The sequence below is a fragment of the Nocardioides sp. P4_G4 genome, assembly GCF_056401085.1.
On sequence record NZ_JBFUKA010000022.1, the window covers coordinates 1 to 19,879 of the forward strand.

16 protein-coding genes are annotated in these 19,879 nt (G+C 72.8%); 12 read left to right on the top strand and 4 right to left on the bottom strand.

Annotated elements, in window-relative coordinates; all coding sequences use genetic code 11:
* From AC1DQF_RS07135 to rodA, 9 genes are all read left to right on the top strand, one after another.
* The coding region (locus AC1DQF_RS07135; RefSeq protein WP_477524521.1) for a bifunctional folylpolyglutamate synthase/dihydrofolate synthase at positions 1–1,145 on the top strand (1,145 nt) is incomplete at its 5' end.
* Positions 1,142–1,549 (top strand): DUF4233 domain-containing protein, encoded by a 408-nt coding sequence (locus tag AC1DQF_RS07140; RefSeq protein WP_477524522.1) that lies wholly within the window; start codon positions 1,142–1,144, stop codon positions 1,547–1,549. The genes AC1DQF_RS07135 and AC1DQF_RS07140, both read left to right, overlap by 4 nt.
* Before the next feature lie 259 nt (positions 1,550–1,808).
* On the top strand, positions 1,809–2,228 hold the full coding sequence (ndk, locus tag AC1DQF_RS07145; RefSeq protein WP_477524523.1) for a nucleoside-diphosphate kinase: 420 nt from the start codon (positions 1,809–1,811) through the stop codon (positions 2,226–2,228).
* 4 nt (positions 2,229–2,232) lie between these two features.
* Entirely contained in the window at positions 2,233–3,228 is a 996-nt protein-coding gene (locus tag AC1DQF_RS07150; RefSeq protein ID WP_477524524.1) for a hypothetical protein, read from the top strand.
* A 143-nt stretch (positions 3,229–3,371) separates the two neighbouring features.
* Positions 3,372–4,400, top strand: coding sequence for a rod shape-determining protein (locus tag AC1DQF_RS07155; protein WP_477524525.1), 1,029 nt, complete (start codon positions 3,372–3,374; stop codon positions 4,398–4,400).
* A complete protein-coding gene (gene mreC / locus AC1DQF_RS07160) occupies positions 4,400–5,323 on the top strand; it encodes a rod shape-determining protein MreC (RefSeq protein WP_477524526.1) in 924 nt (307 codons plus the stop codon). The genes AC1DQF_RS07155 and mreC overlap by 1 nt, the downstream gene beginning before the upstream one ends.
* The gene (mreD, locus tag AC1DQF_RS07165; RefSeq protein WP_477524527.1) at positions 5,320–5,829 is read left to right on the top strand and encodes a rod shape-determining protein MreD; all 510 of its coding nucleotides are present in this window, start codon (positions 5,320–5,322) and stop codon (positions 5,827–5,829) included. The genes mreC and mreD overlap by 4 nt, the downstream gene beginning before the upstream one ends.
* The gene (gene mrdA / locus AC1DQF_RS07170; protein WP_477524528.1) at positions 5,829–7,967 is read left to right on the top strand and encodes a penicillin-binding protein 2; all 2,139 of its coding nucleotides are present in this window, start codon (positions 5,829–5,831) and stop codon (positions 7,965–7,967) included. The genes mreD and mrdA overlap by 1 nt, the downstream gene beginning before the upstream one ends.
* Entirely contained in the window at positions 7,964–9,157 is a 1,194-nt protein-coding gene (gene rodA / locus AC1DQF_RS07175) for a rod shape-determining protein RodA (protein WP_477524529.1), read from the top strand. The genes mrdA and rodA overlap by 4 nt, the downstream gene beginning before the upstream one ends.
* Before the next feature lie 7 nt (positions 9,158–9,164).
* Here the strand turns inward: rodA and AC1DQF_RS07180 are convergent, their stop codons facing one another.
* Positions 9,165–10,172 (bottom strand): endonuclease/exonuclease/phosphatase family protein, encoded by a 1,008-nt coding sequence (locus tag AC1DQF_RS07180; RefSeq protein WP_477524530.1) that lies wholly within the window; start codon positions 10,170–10,172, stop codon positions 9,165–9,167.
* 137 nt (positions 10,173–10,309) lie between these two features.
* Here AC1DQF_RS07180 and AC1DQF_RS07185 point away from each other — a divergent pair, with 137 nt between their 5' ends.
* On the top strand, positions 10,310–12,262 hold the full coding sequence (locus tag AC1DQF_RS07185) for a TIGR03960 family B12-binding radical SAM protein (RefSeq protein ID WP_477524557.1): 1,953 nt from the start codon (positions 10,310–10,312) through the stop codon (positions 12,260–12,262).
* Between the two features lie 21 nt (positions 12,263–12,283).
* On the opposite strand, the gene AC1DQF_RS07190 is transcribed toward AC1DQF_RS07185, so the two are convergent.
* A complete protein-coding gene (locus AC1DQF_RS07190; RefSeq protein WP_477524531.1) occupies positions 12,284–13,006 on the bottom strand; it encodes a sulfotransferase family protein in 723 nt (240 codons plus the stop codon).
* 79 nt (positions 13,007–13,085) lie between these two features.
* A complete protein-coding gene (locus AC1DQF_RS07195) occupies positions 13,086–14,141 on the bottom strand; it encodes an alpha/beta hydrolase family protein (protein WP_477524532.1) in 1,056 nt (351 codons plus the stop codon).
* A gap of 62 nt (positions 14,142–14,203) precedes the next feature.
* Between AC1DQF_RS07195 and AC1DQF_RS07200 the strand changes: the two genes are divergently transcribed.
* The gene (locus AC1DQF_RS07200; protein ID WP_477524533.1) at positions 14,204–14,776 is read left to right on the top strand and encodes a hypothetical protein; all 573 of its coding nucleotides are present in this window, start codon (positions 14,204–14,206) and stop codon (positions 14,774–14,776) included.
* Entirely contained in the window at positions 14,773–17,301 is a 2,529-nt protein-coding gene (locus AC1DQF_RS07205) for a rhamnan synthesis F family protein (RefSeq protein WP_477524534.1), read from the top strand. The genes AC1DQF_RS07200 and AC1DQF_RS07205 overlap by 4 nt, the downstream gene beginning before the upstream one ends.
* On the opposite strand, the gene AC1DQF_RS07210 is transcribed toward AC1DQF_RS07205, so the two are convergent.
* Positions 17,288–19,813 carry a rhamnan synthesis F family protein gene (locus tag AC1DQF_RS07210; RefSeq protein ID WP_477524535.1) on the bottom strand — a complete coding sequence of 842 codons (2,526 nt, stop codon included), beginning with the start codon at positions 19,811–19,813 and terminating at the stop codon, positions 17,288–17,290. The two genes, AC1DQF_RS07205 and AC1DQF_RS07210, sit on opposite strands and share 14 nt — an antisense overlap.
* Positions 19,814–19,879 lie beyond the last annotated feature (66 nt).

Sequence of the window (19,879 nt, forward strand, 5' to 3'; positions counted from 1 at the left end):
CGCTCGACCTGCGCACGGGCCGCTTCACCAGCCCGCACCTGGAGAAGATGAGCGAGCGGATCAGCATCGACGGGGAGACCCTGACCGACGAGGAGTTCGTGCGTGCGTTCAACGACGTGGCGGCCTACACCCACCTCGTGGACGCCGACCAGGCCCATCCGCTGAGCTTCTTCGAGACCATGGTCGGCATGGCGTACGCCGCCTTCGCCGACGCGCCGGTCGACGTCGGCGTGATCGAGGTCGGCATGGGCGGGACGTGGGACGCGACCAACGTCGCCGACGCCGACGTGGCGGTCGTGCTGCCGATCGCGGTCGACCACGCGCAGTACCTCGGCGACTCCGTGAGCGCCATCGCTGACGAGAAGGCCGGCATCATCAAGCCCGGCTCGATCGCCGTGCTCGCCCAGCAGGAGCCCGACGTGGCCGCGCTGCTCATCGAGCGCGCGACCGAGGTCGGCGCGACCGTCGCGCGCGAGGGCATGGAGTTCGGCGTGGTGTCCCGGGTCCCCGCCATCGGCGGCCAGATGGTCGCCCTCCAGGGCATCCGGGCCCGGTACGACGACGTCTTCCTGCCGCTGTACGGCGCGCACCAGGCGCAGAACGCGGCCGTGGCCCTGGCGGCGGTCGAGGCCTTCGCCGGCGACGAGCCGCTGGACGAGGACCTCGTCCGCGCCGCCTTCGCGGAGGTCACCTCGCCGGGTCGGCTGGAGATCATCCGCCGCAGCCCGACCATCGTGCTCGACGCCGCCCACAACCCGCACGGGGCGGCGGCGACGGCGGCCGCGATCGAGGACTCGTTCACGTTCTCCCCGCTGATCGGCGTCATGGCCGTGATGGGCGACAAGGACGCCGTCGGGCTGCTGGAGGCCTTCGAGCCGCACCTCGAGCACGTCATCTGCACCCAGAACTCGACCTCGCGCTCGATGAGCGCCGACGCGCTGGCCGCGGCGGCCATCGAGATCTACGGCGAGGACCGGGTGACGGTGGTCCGGGACCTGGCCGACGCCATCGAGCGGGGTGCGACCCTCGCCGAGGCCGGTGAGGCGTTCGGCGACCCGCTGGGCTCCGGCGCCGTGCTGGTCACCGGGTCGGTCGTCACGGTGGGGGAGGCGCGCAGCATGCTCCTGCGCCGGGGGCACAAGTGAGCGACGTCTCCGCACCCCACGGGCAGTCCCCCCAGAACACCGAGCGCTCCCCGCGGCGCGGGATGTGTGCCGCCGTGCTCTGCCTCGAGGCCATCACCATCGGCCTCACCACGCCGGTGCTGATCACCATCGCCGACGTGCCGGTGGGTCGGTCCCTCGTCATCGGCCTCGGGCTGGCCCTGGCCTGCCTGCTGCTCGCGGGGATGCTCCGGAAGCCGTGGGCCTACGCCGTCGGGTGGGTGCTCCAGGTCGGTGCCGTCGCCATCGGCTTCCTGGTCCCGCTGATGTTCGTCCTCGGCGGGATCTTCGCCCTCCTGTGGGGGCTCGCCGACTTCCTCGGGCGCAAGATCGAGCGCGAGCGCGCCGAGGCCTGGGCGGCGTACCGGGCCGAGAACCCGGGCTGACCCCGAGCGAGCGCCGGCGACCCGCCCCGGCGAGCGGTGGCCCAGCCACCTTTTCCCGGCTGCGAATGTCGCTCGCGCACCACCCACCCGGCGTGTCCCGGCGACGCGCCCGGGTGGCGGTGGCCCAACCACGTTTCCCCGGCCCGGAATGTGGCCTGCTCACCGCTCCGCGGGCGGACCCGAGCGCCGCTCCCGGGCCGGACGACCGGCCGAGAGCCCGGGCTGACCCCGACCCGACCCGCCGGATAGGCTCCGGCCCATGACTGAGCGTTCTCTCGTCCTCGTCAAGCCGGACGGTGTCCGACGTGGCCTCACCGGTGAGGTGATCCGTCGCGTCGAGGCGAAGGGCTACCGCCTCGTCGCGCTCGAGCTGCGGCCCGCCACCCGCGAGCTGCTCGCCGAGCACTACGCCGAGCACGAGGGCAAGCCCTTCTACGAGCCGCTGGTGGAGTTCATGCTCTCGGGACCCGTCGCCGCCATGGTGCTCGAGGGGGAGCGCTGCATCGAGGGCTTCCGCTCGCTGGCCGGCACGACCGACCCGACGACCGCGGCGCCCGGCACCATCCGTGGCGACCTGGGTCGTGACTGGGGCCTGAAGGTCCAGCAGAACCTCGTCCACGGCTCCGACTCGCCCGAGTCCGCCGCCCGCGAGATCGGCATCTGGTTCCCGGGACTCTGATCCCGTGAGGCGCGCGCTGGTCGCCGGGCTGCTGCTGTCCGGACCGGTGTGGACCGCCTGCACCTCTGCGCCCACGCCGCCCGGGGAGGAGACGACCCGGACGGCGCGGGTCGTGGACTGCRGGATCGCCTACGACGACGTCCGCGGCCCGGAGCCGGGGGAGCCCCACGGCAGCCTGCGGGACTACCGCGCCGCCGACGCCGTCTGCGACGCGTGGTGGCTCGACCTGCCCGACGACTTCGTCCCCCAGGGCCTCGAGATCGCCGCGTCGGCGGCGTACGTCGTGGGGCACCGGGCCGGCGACGTCGGGAGCAAGCCCTGCCAGGTCGCGGCCGTCGCGCTGCCGTCCGGGGACACCCGCGCCTTCGCGGAGCGGCTCGACCCGCCCGGCGCCCCGTCCGGCGGCACGACCTACTGCCGCCACGGCGGCGGCGCCGCGCTCACCGACGCCGGGCTGTGGGTCGTCGAGACCTCCCGGCTCTGGCTGCTGGACCCCGACCGCCTCGACGCCGACCCGGTGCTGCGGGTGTGGCAGCTCGGTGAGGGCGTCCGCGGCTCGACCATGGCGGCGACCCGTGGTCAGCTCGTCATCGCCGGCTACCGGCCCAGCGGTCCCGGCCGCGCCCGCTGGTACGACGAGTCGTCGCTGCTGCGGACCGGCGTCACCACCCTCGTGGAGGGCGACGCCGGCGCGGGACAGGTGGCGATGACCCGCTCCACCCGGGTGCCCAGCCGCCTCCAGGGGCTCGCCTTCACCCGCGCGGGTCTGGCATGGGCCGTCTCCTCACGCGTCTCGTGCGGTGTCGTGCGCCCCGGCGGTCCGCCGCTCGACTTCGTGCCCGGCGCGGAGGACCTCGTGGTCGACCGCAGGAGCATCTGGACGGTCAGCGAGGCGAGCGCCCCGCCGTACCGCGACCCCGCGGGGGCGCTCGTGCCGCGGCTGCTGCGCCTGGACCGGGCGGCCGTCGAGGACGGCGGCCCGGCGACATGCGAGCTGTGACCCGGACGGTTCACACACGCCGCGCGTGTCCTGCCGAGATGGCGCGCGTCGCCTCCTTACCCTGAGCGGAGGGCCGGCGACCCGGGTGTCGGCTCCTTCCCCGACCCGCAGTGTTTCGACACGCGAGCACAAGAGGCAGCGCAATGGCACACAGTCTCATCGGCCGCGACATGGCCGTGGACCTCGGCACCGCCAACACGCTGGTCTACGTCCGCGGCAGGGGCGTCGTCCTGGACGAGCCCTCCGTCGTCGCCATGAACGCCAGCACCGGTGAGGTGCTGGCGGTCGGGCACGAGGCCAAGCGGATGATCGGTCGCACCCCCGACAACATCACGGCCATCCGTCCCCTCAAGGACGGCGTCATCGCCGACTTCGAGGCGACCGAGCAGATGCTGCGCTACTTCATCCAGCAGGTGCACCGGCGCCGCTACTTCGCCAAGCCGCGGATGGTCATCTGCGTGCCCAGCGGCATCACCGCCGTCGAGCAGCGCGCCGTCAAGGAGGCCGGCTACCAGGCCGGCGCCCGCAAGGTCTACATCGTCGAGGAGCCGATGGCCGCCGCGATCGGCGCCGGGCTGCCCGTCCACGAGGCCACCGGCAACATGGTGGTCGACGTCGGCGGCGGCACGACCGAGGTCGCGGTCATCAGCCTCGGCGGCATCGTCACCAGCATGAGCGTGCGCACCGCCGGTGACGACCTCGACCAGGCGATCATCGCGTGGATGAAGAAGGAGTACTCCCTGATGCTGGGGGAGCGCACCGCCGAGGAGATGAAGATGACCCTCGGGTCGGCCTTCCCGCTGCCCACCGAGCCGGAGGCGGAGATCCGCGGCCGCGACATGGTCTCGGGCCTGCCCCGCACCGTCGTGGTCTCCAGCGCCGAGGTCCGCCAGGCCCTCGAGGAGCCGCTGCACAACATCATCGACGCCGTCCGCGGCACGCTGGACCAGACGCCGCCCGAGCTGGCCGGCGACATCATGGACCGCGGCATCGTGCTCACCGGTGGCGGCGCCCTGCTCCGCGGTCTCGACGAGCGGCTGCGCCACGAGACCGGGATGCCCGTCCACGTCGCCGAGGACCCGCTGTCGTCGGTCGCGTTCGGCGCCGGCAAGTGCGTCGAGGAGTTCGAGGCCCTCCAGCAGGTGCTCGTCTCGGACCCGAGGCGCTTCTGATGCCCGACACCCGTGAGCGGCGCTGGCGCGGCCTGGACCGCCTCGACGCCCGCAACCGGCCGCCCCGGTCGCTGTTCGTGGCGCTGCTGCTGGCGAGCGTCACGCTGATCACCCTCGACTACCACGGGGGCTCCGACTCGGCGATGGAGCCGGCCCGCCGCGCGGTCGGCGAGGCCTTCGGTCCCGTCGAGTCGGTCACCGCTGCCGTGGTGCGCCCGTTCACCTCCGTGCCCTCGTGGATGCGCAGCCAGGGTGCGCTGAGCGACGAGATCCGCGACCTCGAGGCCGAGAACTCCGCGCTCCGCACCGAGGTCGAGACGGCCGGCTTCGACCGCAACCGTCTCGAGTCGTACGACGGCCTGACCCAGGCCGCCCAGGACCTCGGCCAGGCGCTCGTCCCCGCCCGCGTGGTCGCGGTGGGCCCGTCGCAGTCGTTCAGCAACACCGTGACCATCGACGCCGGCTCCCAGGCCGGGATCGGACCGGACATGACGGTCGTCAACAACGACGGCCTGGTGGGCCGGGTGCTGCGGGTGACCCGCTCGACCGCCACCGTCCTGCTCGTCACCGACACCGAGTCGATCGTCGGCGGCCGGGTGGGCTCGAGCATGGAGATCGGCTTCGTCCACGGCCGCGGCTCGCTCGCCGACGACGGCGGTCTCGACCTGCGCCTCATCGACAACGCCGTCGTCCCCGCCGAGCACGACACCGTCGTGACGTGGGGCAGCGCGAGCGGCCCCTACGAGCGCGGCGTACCGATCGGCGAGGTCACCGAGGTCTACAGCAGCCTGCTCGAGACCTCCCAGCGCGCGGTGATCAAGCCGTTCGTCAACTTCTCCGCCCTCGACGTCGTGGGCGTGATGGTGCCGACCGGCACCACCAGCGACCGCGCCGTGGTCGAGGCGGACGGGGCGCTGCGATGAACCGCCTCCGCGTGCTCGTCGCCCTCGTGGCGATCCTCGTCGCCCTCGTGCTCCAGGTCTCGCTCTTCCCGCACCTGGCCTGGCAGGGGATCGTGCCCAACCTGTGCCTGCTCGTCGTGGTCGCCGCGGCCCTCACGCTCGACGCACCCTCCGCGCTGCTGCTCGGCTTCGCCGCCGGGGTCGCCCTCGACCTCGCCCCGCCCGCCGACCACGTCGCCGGTCGCTGGGCGCTGGCGCTGACGGTGGTGGCCTTCCTCGCGGCCCGGGTCCGCCAGGACGTGCGCCCCACGGCCGTGGCCGTCGTCGGCACCGTGGCGGCGGCGTCCTTCATCGGCACCTCGATCTTCGCGCTCACCGGACTCGTGCTCGGCGACGCCTGGTCGGTCTCGGAGCTGCTGCGGGTCATCGTCATCGCCGTGGTCTGGGACGTCCTGCTGACCCCGTTCGTGCTGCCGCCGCTGATGAAGCTGTTCGGGCGCCTCGACCCCCGGTGGGCGTCGGCCTGATGGGCGCAGTGAACGGTTCGCAGCGCAGCCGCCTGCGCCTGGTGGTGGTGCAGGCCCTCGTCTTCTCGCTCTTCGCGACGCTCTTCGTCCGGCTCTACTACCTCCAGGTCGTCGGCGGCGACGACTACCAGGCGATGGCCGCCGACCAGTCGGTGCGCGACATCGTGGTGCAGCCGCAGCGCGGCCTCATCGTGGACGACCAGGGTCGCCCGCTCGTCGCCAACCGCACGTCGTGGGTCATCTCGATGGACCGCAACCTGATGGGCAAGATGACCGACCGGCAGCGCACCGAGCTGGTGCGCCGGGTGTCGGTCGTGGTGGGCGAGACCACCGAGGGCATCGAGCAGCGCCTCGTGACCTGCGGCCACGAGGACAGCATCCGGGGCACCTGCTGGAACGGCTCGCCCTACCAGCCCGTCCCGGTGGCCACCGATGTCTCCAAGGACGTCGCGCTGCGGGTGCTCGAGCAGCCCGAGGACTACCCGGGCGTGGTCGCCGAGCAGCAGAGCGTGCGGGCCTACCCCAAGCCCTACGGCGTCAACCTGGCCCACGTGCTCGGCTACCTCAGCCCGATCACCGAGGACGAGTACGACGCGGCGCAGGACGTCGACGACCAGTCGCTCAACGGCGGTTCCTCGGTGGGTCGTGCCGGCGTCGAGAAGCAGTACGACGAGTGGCTGCGCGGCCTGCCCGGCTACCGGCGGGTCGCGGTCGACTCGATGGGCCGCGTCCTCGGCGACGACTCGACGGTGGAGAGCACCCCCGGCGACACGCTCGTCACCTCGATCGACGCCAAGGTGCAGAGCGCCGTGGAGAAGGCGCTGGCCGAGCGGATCAAGGTCCAGCGCGCCACCTTCGACCCGGTGACGGGCCGCAACTACGAGGCGGACTCCGGCGCTGCCGTGGTGCTCGAGGCCAGGACGGGTCGCGTCGTCGCGATGGCCAGCCAGCCGACGTACGACCCGGGGGTGTGGGTCGGCGGCATCAGCAACGACGAGCTGGACCGCCTCTACTCCGAGCAGGCCGGCACGCCGCTGCTCTCGCGCGCCACCCAGGGCCAGTTCGCACCCGGCTCCACGTGGAAGCCGATCATGACCGCCGGTGCGCTCACGAACGGCTACCGCACCGACAGCACCCTGACCTGCCCGTCGGGGGTGCAGATCGGCAACCGCGTCTTCCACAACCACGAGTCGTCCGCGATCGGCGGCGCGGTCGGCTTCGCCAAGGCCCTCGAGGTGTCCTGCAACACGTTCTTCTACCAGATCGGCTACCGCTACTGGCAGAAGTTCGGCAGCGACGAGGCCGACGTGGACGCGCGCGACCCGCTCGTCGAGGAGGCCAAGACCTTCGGGTTCGGCTCGCGCACCGGCATCGACATCCCCGGTGAGGCCCCCGGCCGCATCGCTGACCGGCACTGGAAGCGCGACTACTACGACTCGATGAAGGACTACTACTGCGGGATCGCGGACAAGCCGCAGGACGGCAAGACGAGCGACTTCGTCTACCAGTTCTCCCGCGAGTTCTGCATCGACGGCTACGCCTACCGCGCCGGCGATGCGGCCAACTTCGCGATCGGTCAGGGCGACACCATCGTCACGCCGCTCCAGCTGGCGCGCGCCTACGGGGCCATCGCCAACGGCGGCACGCTCTACGCCCCGACCATCGCCAAGGCCCTCGTCAGCCCGGACGGCGAGGTGCTGCAGCGCTTCAACCCCCGGCGTACCGGCTCGGTGCACGTGCCCAAGAAGGACCTCGACTACATCGACGAGGCGCTCAAGGGCGTCACCCGGGTCGGCACGATGGCCTGGAAGATGGGCGGCTTCCCGCTCGACGACGTCGTGGTGCGCTCCAAGACGGGCTCGGCCGAGGTCTACGGCAAGCAGTCGACCGGCTGGGTCGCCTCCTACACCGACGACTACGTCGTGGTGATGATGATGAGCCAGGCGGGCACGGGATCGGGATCGGTCGGCGACGGCGTCCGCAAGGTCTGGGAGGCGCTGTACGGCGTGGACGGCGAGACGGTCAAGCCCCGCAACGCCTCCATCCCCGGCGTCGTCTCCCCGAAGAAGCTCCCCAACTTCCTCGACGACGGCTCCATCCTGCCGCCGGCCGTGCCGGGCGCGGGAGGCCTCTCGTGAGGACCACCCACGCACCCACCGGGCGGTCCGCCCTGCGCGCCCCCGGCCTGGACTGGCTGCTCATGGGGGCGGCGCTCGGCCTGGTCGCCATCGGCACCCTGCTCGTCTGGTCGGCCACCTCGACCCGCGCGGACCTCACCGGCGGCGACGCCACGGCGTACCTGCGCAAGCAGCTCGTCAACGTCGCCATCGGCCTGGTGCTGATGGTGATGGTGCTTGCCACCGACCACCGCTGGGTGCGGATCCTGGCCCCGCTCGTCTACGTCGGCTCGATCGTCGGCCTCCTCGGCGTGCTCGTGGCCGGCAGCACCATCAACGGCTCGCGCTCGTGGCTCCAGCTGGGGGGCATGTCGATCCAGCCGTCGGAGTTCGCCAAGCTCGCGGTGGTGATCGGAATGGCGTTGCTGGTCGCCGAGCGCAGCGAGGGGCGGTGGCGCCGCGGCGTCAAGACGCCCGAGGTGCTGGGCATGCTGCTCATCGCCGGCGTCCCGGCGGCACTGATCCTGCTGCAGCCTGACCTCGGCACCATGCTGGTGCTCTCCGCGACCGTCTTCGGGGTGCTGGCCGTGGCCGGCGCGGCCCGCCGCTGGCTCATCGGGCTCACGCTCGTCGGGGTCGGCGGCGCCGCGGTGGCGGTGGCGGCCGGGGTCCTCAAGGACTACCAGGTCGACCGGTTCATGGCCTTCACCAACCCCGGGCTCGACCCGCGCGGTGCCGGCTACAACACCGAGCAGGCCCGGATCGCGGTCGGCAACGGTGGGCTCTTCGGCCAGGGACTCTTCGAGGGCTCCCAGACCCGCTCGGGCTTCGTGCCCGAGCAGCACACCGACTTCATCTTCACCGTGGCCGGCGAGGAGCTCGGACTCGTCGGTGCCGGCCTGCTCATCGTCCTGCTGGGCGTCGTGATCTGGCGGGCGCTGGCCATCGCGATGGACACCGACGACGTCTTCGGCCGGGTGGCCGCGGCCGGCATCGCCTGCTGGTTCGGCTTCCAGGCCTTCCAGAACGTCGGCATGTGCCTGGGCATCATGCCGGTCACCGGCGTGCCGCTGCCCTTCGTGTCGTACGGCGGGTCGTCGATGTTCGCGGGCATGCTCGCGCTCGGCCTGCTCCAGAACATCCACCTGCGGGCCTCGGCGCCGCTGCCGACCCGGTTCCTCGCGAGCCCGCGGGTGCTGGCCAGCCGCTGAGCCGGCCTCAGCCCCGGCGCCGGCGCGTGGGGCAGTCGGTCGAGGCGGGCACCACGTAGTCGACGTAGATGCGGGCGTGGTCGGACACGGCCGAGCGGAGGACCTGGGCGCGCTGCGGCTCCAGCGTCGGGCTGGCCATCACGAAGTCGATGCGCGAGCCGTTGGGGCCGGTGCCCTCGGGGCCGGAGCCGGCGACCGGCCAGGCGTCGACGAGCTGGGCGAGCAGGGGGCCGAGCGTCGGGGTGTTGGCGGTGGCGTTCATGTCGCCGCCGAGGATGGTCGGCTGCTCCTCGCCGGCCAATATGCCGGCCACGTGGCGGGCCTGGGACTCCCGCAGCCCGACCAGCTTGTTCTGGAGGTGGGTGGTGTAGACCCGCACCTCCTGGCCGCCGATCTCCAGGCCGGCCCACTGGAGGCCTCGGGGCTCGCCGCCGGCCGCGTTGGGCAGCGGGAAGCGCCCCGAGTCGAGGATCTCGAAGCGGGACAGGATCGCGGTGCCGTACTGCCCGCTGCCCTGGACGACGTTGGGGCTGAAGGTGCCCTGCATGCCCAGCGCGTCGGCGAAGTACGCGACCTGGTCGATGCCGCCGGTCCGGCCGTGGAAGCGGTCCACCTCCTGGAGCAGCACGATGTCGGGGTCCAGCGAGCGGATCTCCTGCGCGATGGTGGCGATCCCGCCGAAGGAGCGGTGGGTGTTGAACGAGACGACCCGGACGTCGACCGACTCCTGGAGCTTGCGGCAGGCGATCGCCTCGATGCCGGGCGGGGGAGTCGGGATCTCGTCGGTGGGTCCCGGGGTACCGGGCTTGCCGGGCTTCCCCGGCTTGCCGGGCTTGCCGGTGCCCTCGGCCGACGGCAGCGGCGTCTCGATGGTCACCGACGGGGTGGGCGTGGCGACCTCGACGCCCTCGGGCAGGTCGTCACCCCGGCGGCGGTCGACGACGATGAGGGCCGCCACCACCCCGAGGACGAGCACGAGCAGCGCGGCGCGCACCAGCTGCTCCCGTCTCGTCACGCAGAGAAGTGTGCACGGCGCCGCCCAGAAATCGGGGGACCGGTCCCTTTTCGCTCACCGCACCGCGCGGCGTACCCTTGAGGGCTGGCCCTTCCCCCGACTCCTCGAGGTGTTCCCGCGTGTCCGTCTCCACCTCCGTGCCCGCTCCGGCGTCGGTCTTCCCGCTGCTGGAGTCCCGTCTCCCGTCGGTGCAGAAGCCCATCCAGTACGTCGGCGGTGAGCTCAACTCGACGGTGAAGGAGTGGGACTGCGCGCCGGACGGCGAGTCGGTGCGCTGGGCCCTGATGTACCCCGACGCCTACGAGGTCGGGCTGCCCAACCAGGGCGTCCAGATCCTCTACGAGGTCCTCAACGAGCGCGACTGGATCGTCGCCGAGCGCACGTACGCCGTGTGGCCCGACATGGAGGCCGTGATGCGGGAGCACGACATCCCGCAGTTCACCGTCGACAGCCACCGCCCGGTGCGCGCCTTCGACGTGCTCGGCCTGTCGTTCTCCACCGAGCTCGGCTACACCAACATGCTCAACGCCCTCGACCTCGCCGGCATCGCGCTGCACGCGGTCGACCGCGGCGACGACGAGCCGATCGTCCTCGCCGGCGGGCACGCGGCCTTCAACCCCGAGCCGATCGCCGACTTCATCGATGCCGCCGTGCTCGGTGACGGCGAGGAGGTCGTGCTGGCGATCTCCGAGGTCGTGCGCGAGTGGAAGGCCGAGGGCCGGCCCGGGGGTCGCGACGAGCTGCTGCGCCGGCTCGCGGTGAGCGGAGGCGTCTACGTCCCCAAGTTCTACGACGTCGTCTACGCCGCCGACGGGACCATCGAGGCCGTCGTCCCCAACAAGCCCGGCATCCCGTTCCGGGTCCGCAAGCACACGCTGATGGACCTCGACGCGTGGCCCTACCCGGCCAAGCCCCTGGTCCCGCTCGCCGAGACCGTCCACGAGCGCTTCAGCGTCGAGATCTTCCGCGGCTGCACGCGCGGCTGCCGCTTCTGCCAGGCCGGCATGATCACCCGTCCCGTGCGCGAGCGGTCCATCAAGACCATCGGCGACATGGTCGAGAACGGCATCCGCAAGTCCGGCTTCGAGGAGGTCGGCCTCCTGTCGCTCTCCAGCGCCGACCACACCGAGATCGGCGAGGTCGCCAAGGGCCTGGCCGACCGCTACGAGGGCTCCAACGTCTCCCTGTCGCTGCCCTCGACCCGCGTCGACGCCTTCAACATCACCCTGGCCAACGAGTTCTCCCGCAACGGGCGCCGCTCCGGGCTGACGTTCGCGCCCGAGGGCGGCTCCGAGCGGATGCGCAAGGTCATCAACAAGATGGTCAGCGAGGAGGACCTCATCCGCACGGTCGCGGCGGCGTACTCCCACGGCTGGCGCCAGGTGAAGCTCTACTTCATGGTCGGACTCCCGACCGAGACCGACGAGGACGTCCTCCAGGTCGCCGACCTCGCCAAGAAGGTCATCGCCAAGGGCCGCGAGGTCGCCGGCCACAACGACATCCGCTGCACCGTGTCGATCGGCGGCTTCGTGCCCAAGCCGCACACGCCGTTCCAGTGGGCCGCCCAGCTCGACCACGAGACCACCGACAGCCGCCTCAAGAAGCTGCGCGACACCGTCCGCGAGGACAAGCGCTACGGCCGCGCCATCGGCTTCCGCTACCACGACGGCAAGCCCGGCATCGTCGAGGGACTCCTGTCCCGCGGCGACCGCCGCGTCGGCCGGGTCATCGAGGAGGTCTGGCGCGACGGTGGCCGCTTCGACGGGTGGAGCGAGCACTTCTCCTACGACCGCTGGATGGGCGCCACCGAGCGTGGCCTCGCCGGCACCGGTGTCGACGTCGACTGGTACACGATCCGCGAGCGCGAGTACGACGAGGTCCTGCCCTGGGACCACCTCGACTCGGGCCTCGACAAGGACTGGCTGTGGGCCGACTGGGAGGACGCGCTCGCCGCGGCCGACGGTGCCGACATCGAGGTCGAGGACTGCCGCTGGACGCCCTGCTACGACTGCGGCGTGTGCCCGGAGATGAACACCGAGATCCAGATCGGCCCGACGGGTCAGACGCTGCTGCCGCTCAGCGTCGTCTGACGCCCGGGCGCGTCACCCCCGTCAGGAGAGCCCGGTGTCGGGCAGGGCGCCGCGGAAGTGGTCCTCGATCTGCTCCCGGCTGTACGACGTGGGCTCGGGCGGGGGCGGCTGCCCGAGCCCGAAGAGGTCCCGGAACGCCTGCCGGTCGTTGAGGTTCGGGACGGGCCGGTCCGGGACCGGCACCCCCAGGAAGTCGCACAGCGGCTCCCACCCCTCGGTGATGTCGTAGACCAGCAGCCGGTCGGCGGGCACCCCCTCGACCACCTCCCGGTTGTGGCGCTCGTAGGCGGCCATGAGGTGGTCGGGAGCCTGGTCGGCGTACGGCGCCGGGAACGAGCGCGTGGTGAGCACCCGGCCGAAGTGGTCCAGGCCCGCCAGCTCCGGGCCGACCTCGGCGGGGTCGAGGGGTGGTTGTCGCATCAGCGCGTGGATGGTGTCGCGGTAGGAGCTCCACCACCGCTCGCGGGGCCGGACGGTCAGCAGCACCCGGGCGTCGGGATGGACCTCCATCAGCTCGCGCCACAGGGAGCACCCGGGCCAGTCGACGGTGGCTCCGTAGGGGGCCAGCACGTCGGGCAGCCGGGAGGGGTCGCCGTCGGCGGCCGCCAGCCAGGCGGGGTGGTGCTCGAGGTGCGCCAGGGCCTCGAACATGTGGTAGCACGGCCGCCCCAGCAGGATCTCGAGGGCGGCCTTGGTCGACGTGGTGCCGGTGCGTCCGAACCCGGCCCCGATCACCTGGAGCATGCGGCCTCCCTCGCGTGGGTGCCGTCCAGTCTGCTCCCCCGGATGCGCTGGGTCCACGGGTGAGGACGTCAGCGACCGGTCAGGAGAGCTGCTCGTCGAAGTAGCGGACGGTCCGGTCCATGCCGGCCGCGAAGGCGGGGCCGAAGGCGTGCCCGTCGTCGTACCACGCGAGCGTGCTCCTCACCCCGGCGCGCTGCATCGCCCGCTGGGTGGCCCTGGCCCAGCGCGGGGGACACGTGTCGTCGAAGCGGCCGTGCACGAGCAGCACCGGCTCGGTGATCGCGTCGAGGTAGGGCCGCGCAGAGGCGGCGCGCCAGAAGGCCGGCCGCCGCTCGGGCAGACCGTGGGCCTGCACGACGGCGTCGCGCCGGGCGTCGCCGTCGGGGCGGATGAACTGGTCGAAGTTGTCGCCCTCGAGCGAGGAGACCGACGCCCACAGTGACGCCGCCTGCACGAGGCCGGGCTCGGCGACGAGCGCCTTCATGACCACACCGCCGCCCATCGAGCGGCCCATCAGTGCCACCCGGTCGTCGTCGACCGGGACGTCGCGCGACGCGCGCAGGGCCTTGACCGCGGCGATCACGTCGGCGGAGTAGCCCAGCCGCAGGTCGCGGTCCGAGCGGGGGTCGTCGGTCGACTCGGCGTGCCCGCGGTAGTCGACGTGCAGGGCGACGTACCCCCGGCCGGCGAGGACCCCGCGCTCGCGGGTCATCCCCTGCCCGCGCACGTAGTAGGCCGGGTCGATGTAGCCGTGGGCCAGCACCACCGCGGGGAAGGGGCCACGCCCGGTCGGCACGTTGAGCACGCCGCTGATGGTGAAGCGCCGCGTCCCGCGGTCGTCGGTGGTGGTCGAGCGGTAGGTGACGTCGTACGACGTGTAGGCGGCTGTCCGCTCGCGCACGGCGCCCAACCGGAGCCGGTCCCCGGTGTGCTCGGCGGCGGACAGGGCGGCCATCGACACGGGGTCCGGAGGCTCGGTGGGCTCCGGCGTGGGCTCCGCGGCGGCGGAGGAGGAGGGCGTCGTGGGGGCGGCGTCCTCGCCGTCCGGGCCCGCGGAGCAGGCGGCCAGGGCGAGCACGGTGGCGAGGGAGGCAGCCAGTCCGGCGACGGGGCGGCGTACGGCCTGGAGAGTCACGTCCGGGATCCTCGGGTCGGGACCTCCACGGTACGGGGCAGGCGTGACGATAGGGTCGCGCCGTGGCTGACCAGGGACAACCGGACCCGCTCGGGGAGCAGACGCAGCAGGAGATCACGCGCCTGRCCGAGGAGCTCGCGACCACCCGCGCCGAGCTCGCCGCGCTGCGCCGGCAGGCCGAGCAGTGGGGGGAGAAGGAGTCCAGGATCCGCACCGCGCGCGACCGGGCCGTGAAGTCCGCCGACGAGCTGTCCGCGGCCCTCGCCAGGCGGCTGCGCATCGACGCGGCCGGCGACGCCGGGGGCCGCAAGGGCGTGGCCCTCTTCAAGGACCGCCAGCAGCCGGTGACCAAGGAGGAGGCCGCCCAGCTCGAGGTCATCCGCGGCTCGTCCCTCTTCGACGACGCGTGGTACCTGCGGACCTACCACGACGTCGCACACCTGGGGGAGGACCCGGCGCTGCACTTCCTGCGCCACCCCTACAACCCGTTCCGGCGGCCCAGCGACGACTTCGACATCGGCCAGTACGTCATCGACCACCCCGAGGTGCTCGCCGACGACGTCAACCCGCTCGTGCACTTCCTGATGTCCCCGGAGTCCGAGGGCGCGGACGCCTACCCGCCCCGGCCCCGATGACCGAGCTCGAGCAGCGCCGCGAGGCCGTCGCCGACTTCCAGCGCCGTTGGTGGCGCTTCGCCCGCCAGTGGCGCGCGGCCGCCCGTCGGGGTCCGCAGGAGGCGTCCGCGCTCGTCGACAGGGTGTTGGCCGAGGGGCTGCCGCCGATCGCCGACGGCGACCCGCAGCCGCCCCCGCCCGAGGTGCAGGACGACGCCCACCGTGCGGTGGTGGCCGCCAGCGGCTTCCTCGACGCCGACGAGTACGCCGTCCAGCACCGGCTGCTGCGCCGCCAGGACCCGGCGCGCCACTTCGTCGAGACCGGCTGGCGCACCCTGCGCGCCCCCAGCCTGCGCTTCGACCTCTGGCACTACTGGGCCACGCACCTCGATCCCACCGGCGAGGAGGTCGACCCGCTGCTCCACTTCCTGCTCGTCGGTCGGCACGCGGGGCTCGAGCCGCTGCCCCGCCCGGCGCCCACCCGCACCCCCACGACGTACGCACCGGGACGGCAGGTCCGGCGGGCCTGCCTCTTCGCCGGCTACGACGCGGACGGCCTGGTCGACGACTACGTCGTGGACTACCTGACCGAGCTGGCCCGCCACGCCGACGTCTTCTACGTGGCCGACGGCGTGCTCGAGCCCGGCCAGCTGGACCGGCTCGACGGGATCGTCGCCGACGCGTGGAGCGTCCCGCACGGCGCCTACGACTTCGGCTCGTTCTCGCTGCTGGCCCGCGACCTCGTCGGCTGGGACCGCCTGGACGACTACGACGAGGTGATCCTGGCCAACGACTCCTGCTACCTGCTGCGACCGCTCGACGAGGTCCTCACGGAGATGGACACCCGCGCCTGCGACTGGTGGAGCCTGCAGGCCACCTCGATGGAGCACGACGAGTCGTACGTCGTCGACGACGCGCCGATCCCGCTCGCCGAGGCCAAGGCCCGCCTCCTGGGCCACCGGCAGTGGACCGACGTGCGGCACCTGCACCTGTCGTCGTACTTCCTGGTCTTCCGGCGTCCCGTGCTCGACGACCCCGGCTTCCGGTGGCGCCTGGACCACGTCGCCCCGCAGGGCGACAAGATGCTGGTGATCCACAAGTACGAGGTCGGCATCAGCCGCTACCTCACCGACTCCGGCTTCGACTTCGACACCTTCATCCCCGAGCTCTACGCCTTCCACCCGCTCTACTCCCGGCACTTCTTCGAGCTGGTCGAGCGCGGCTTCCCGCTGGTCAAGCGCAACTTCCTGGGCGAGAACCCGCGCCACGTGCTCGGCCTCGAGCAGTGGCCCGAGCGGCTCCGGGAGCTCGTCCCCGACCTGCGGCTGGACCCGATCCTGGCCAACCTCGACCGCGTCAGCCCCGTGGACCGCCTGCACGAGGCCCACGACATCCGGCTCGACACGGACGGCCGGCGCCGGCTGATCCCGCGCCGGGCCGTGTGGGGAGGCGCGCTGCGCACCCTCGACCGGGAGAGCCCGACGTTCGAGCACTGGTGGGCCTTCGTGTCCTCGCCCACCACGGGACGCCTGGACCCCGGCGTGCGGGCCGTGCTGGACGAGGTGCGCGACGACCCGAGCATCCACAAGGTCGTCCTGTCGCGCTCGCGCCGGCTGCCCGACGACGTGCGCGGCGAGAACCTCACGGTGCTCCCGATCCACACCGTCGACGGCCAGCACGCGCTGGTCCGGTGCGGTCGCATCGTCGTGGACGTCGAGCCCAACGTCGCCATCGACCTGCCGCTGTCACCCTCGCGCCACGACTTCCTGCACGTCGGGATCGGCGTGCCGGTGCTGGCGCACGACGCGTCCCGCACGCCGGGAGGGGAGTGGCGCAAGGTGCTCGCCGCCGCGGTCACCTCGCAGGCCGACGCGCTGGTGCGCAGCGCCGGCGACCCGGACCTCGGCCTGGCCAAGGCCTGGCCGACCGGCCTGCCGCGCCACGACCTCCTGGTGCGCGAGCACCTGCCGGCCGACCTCGCGGCCGAGGAGGCCCGCGTCCGTGGGCTGGTCGGGGACCGGCGCCTGGTCGTGTGGTGGCCTCACGCCGGGACGGTCGCGACCTGCACCCCCGACGAGGTGGCCCGCCTCGCCGCCTGGGCGCGCGAGCACGGCGTGGTCCTCGGCGTCCGCGAGCCGCGCGTCGACCGGATGGACGGGTGGACCCGCGCCCTGGCCGACGCCGGCGCGCTCAGCCTCTCGGCGCGCAGCGTGCCCTGGTCGACCGTCGTGCACCGGGTCGCCTCCGCCGTGGTCACCGACCGCTCCCCGGAGGCGTACGACGCGCTGGTCACCGGCACGCCGCTCCTCGTGCAGGCACCCCCGGCCGGTCCCACCCACCGGGTGGAGGCGTCGTACGGGGGCGACGGCTGGCCGCAGCCCCGGGAGGTCGCGTCCCTCGACGCGCTGCTGGACACGCTCTCCGAGGTCGCCGCCGGCGGCTGGGCCGTCGTGCCCCCCGCCGCCGCACGACCCGGTGTGGCGCCCCTGGACGGGCACGCCGCCTGGCGTTTCGCCCAGCGGGTGCGCGAGCTCAGCCTGCGCTGACGTCCTGCTCCCACTCGGCGTAGGGCAGGTAGGTCGCCTTGATGCGGTGGACCAGCCGCTCGCCGCTGTGCCCGTCGCTGGCGGAGTGCAGCGACCGACCCCACGCCAGCCAGGCCTCGTCGACCGGGGTGCCGTCGAGGAACGCCTCGACCGCGACCAGTCCGTCCGCCAGCGTCGGGTGCTCCACGAGGGGGCTGCCGGACGCACCCGGCAGGGCGACGAGGGGCACCGGGAGCACGGCCGCGTCGGCGAGGTCGGAGCTCCAGCCGGTGGCGACCACGTCGGCGATCCGCCAGGCCATCTCGGGCTGGACCGGGTGCGGGGCGAGCGCGTGGGGCCGCAGCAGGGCCGCGTCGTACAGGTCGACCAGCGGCGTCGGCACCGGCGTGGTCCAGCCGGGCGGGGCGGCCCACAGGAGCGCGACGTCGTCGTGGTCCTCGGCCCAGGCGCCCAGGGCGTCGACGTCCTCGGTGGTCGCGGCCAGCGGAGAGACGACCACGACGCGCCGTCCCGACACCACCGTCCGGAGGGCGGCGAGGTCGGCGCGCAGCGCGGCCGACAGGTCGGCCTCGTCGGCGAGCAGCAGGTCCACCCGCGGCGACCCGGTCGCCCACACGTCGTCGGGCGCGACGCGGCCGTGCGTCGCCACGACGCCCTCGACGAGGGACGGAGACGACACGACGGCATGTGTCACGAGCGAGCGCTCGTAGGCCTCGGGCGGCGGGTCGTGCTCGCCCCAGAGACCGGTGAGCACCATCCGCGGCGGCTCCAGGCCGGCGGGGGAGCCGACCTTGAGGAAGCGGTGGTGGCGGGCCGAGAGCGGGTGGTTGACGTCGCTGCGCGGGCCGGCGGTCACCACGATCGTGCCGGCGCGCAGGGCGTACATCTGCCCCGGGGCGCTCTCGCCGGGGACGGTGACGACGCGCGCGCCGCCGACCTTGACCGGACGGTGCGCGGACAGCACGATCGCGTGGACCGAGGGGTCGTCGCGGATCGCCTCCAACAGCCCGCGCACCTCACCGGGCAGCACGCCCGTGCGCGGGTCGACGGGGAAGACCCACCAGTGCGGGTGCGTCGGCGTCCAGCGGTCCTCGTCGTCGAAGGTGTCCGGACCCGGGGCCRCCGGCAGCTCGATCGTGCCGTCGGGCCGCGAGCGGATCGCGAAGCTGCGGTGCAGGCTCCATGCCGGGGCCACGCGGTGCAGGTTGCGCTCCATGGCCTCGACGTCGGCGCCGGGGGCGATCGCGAGGACGCGTTCCTTCCACTGTCGTAGGTCCGGCCGCGAGAAGGGGTTCTCGTACAGGAACTGCCGCTTCAGCAGCGGGAAGCCGTCGCGCATCAGCTCGAAGGCCGACTCCCGGTAGACGGGGTGGTAGGGCAGGATCCCCTCGACGAACGTGGCGAGGTGGTAGCCGCCCAGGATGAGCAGGCGCGAGAAGCCGATCTCGTACTTGAGGATGATCGTCGTCTTGTCGGTCTGGGCGGTCACGCCGTCCAGCCGGGCCCGGAACGCGGGGTCGTCGATGACCCGCCTGCGGTAGCCCACGAAGTAGGAGCCGACGTGGATGAAGTCGTTGTAGCGCCACAGGTCGATCTGGCGCATCTGCTCCTCGACGTCGTCGATGGCCAGCGGTCGTCCCAGCCGCTCGAAGTCGGAGGTGGTGAAGTCCTCGTACGTCGCCTGCATGCCCCACCAGTCACAGGCCCGCGCCTCCATCCGGGCGAAGACCTGGTCGAAGGGCTGCACCAGGTAGCACGAGTCGTTGGCCAGGAGGAGCTCGTCGTACTGCTCGATCGTGTCCCAGCCGACGAGGTCGCGCGCGAGCATGGAGTAGGAGCCGAAGTCGTAGCGGCCGTGCCGGATCGCCCAGCGACCCCGGGTGTACGGCGCGACCTTGTCCAGCTCGGACTGCTCCATCTCGCAGTCGGCGAGGTAGTAGACGTCGGCGAACCGGCTGAGGTCGGCCAGGTAGGCGACGACGGTCGGGTCGACGACGCCGTCGAGGTCGTAGGCGGCGAACAGGCACACCCGGCGCAACGGACCCGTGGGTGCCGGGGCGGGCTCGAGGACGCGCACCTCGGGCAGGGTCGCCAACCCGGCTCGGCGGCCCTCCAGGACGTAGTGCAGGAACGGGTTGACGGCCTCGCTGGTGGGGTCGAGGTGCGCGTTCCAGTAGAACCACAGGTCGAAGGACGGCGACGGGTGACGCAGCTCCTTCCAGCCCTGGGTGACGAAGTGCTGCAGCTCCTCGGGGTAGCCGCACAGGGTCCACGCCCGGTCCTGGTTGTGCCACCAGTAGCCGAAGGAGTCGAACTCACCGCTCGCCGCGACGACGGCCATCTCGGCCCTCACCCGGTCCGCCACCGGCAGGTCGGTGGCCAGCAGCGGCTCCCCGGTCGCCGGGGGCAGCCCGTGCTCGAGGGCGTCCGCCACCAGGGCCCCGCGCTGCTCGGTCGGCGCGTCGGCGAAGCGGCGTACGAACGCCAGCCAGCGCTGCTCGAAGTCGTCCATGCACCTCACCCCCGTCGGTCCGTTCCGACCACACACCCTAGTGGGCGGCCCCGTGGGCCGACGCGC

Bases quoted from the DNA above. Each gene is read 5' to 3' on its own strand.
- AC1DQF_RS07205 (WP_477524534.1), top strand. From the start codon at position 14,773: ATGACCGAGCTCGAGCAGCGCCGCGAGGCCGTCGCCGACTTCCAGCGC.
- mrdA (WP_477524528.1), top strand. From the start codon at position 5,829: ATGGGCGCAGTGAACGGTTCGCAGCGCAGCCGCCTGCGCCTGGTGGTG.
- ndk (WP_477524523.1), top strand. From the start codon at position 1,809: ATGACTGAGCGTTCTCTCGTCCTCGTCAAGCCGGACGGTGTCCGACGT.
- mreD (WP_477524527.1), top strand. From the start codon at position 5,320: ATGAACCGCCTCCGCGTGCTCGTCGCCCTCGTGGCGATCCTCGTCGCC.
- mreC (WP_477524526.1), top strand. From the start codon at position 4,400: ATGCCCGACACCCGTGAGCGGCGCTGGCGCGGCCTGGACCGCCTCGAC.
- AC1DQF_RS07190 (WP_477524531.1), bottom strand. From the start codon at position 13,006: ATGCTCCAGGTGATCGGGGCCGGGTTCGGACGCACCGGCACCACGTCG.
- AC1DQF_RS07155 (WP_477524525.1), top strand. From the start codon at position 3,372: ATGGCACACAGTCTCATCGGCCGCGACATGGCCGTGGACCTCGGCACC.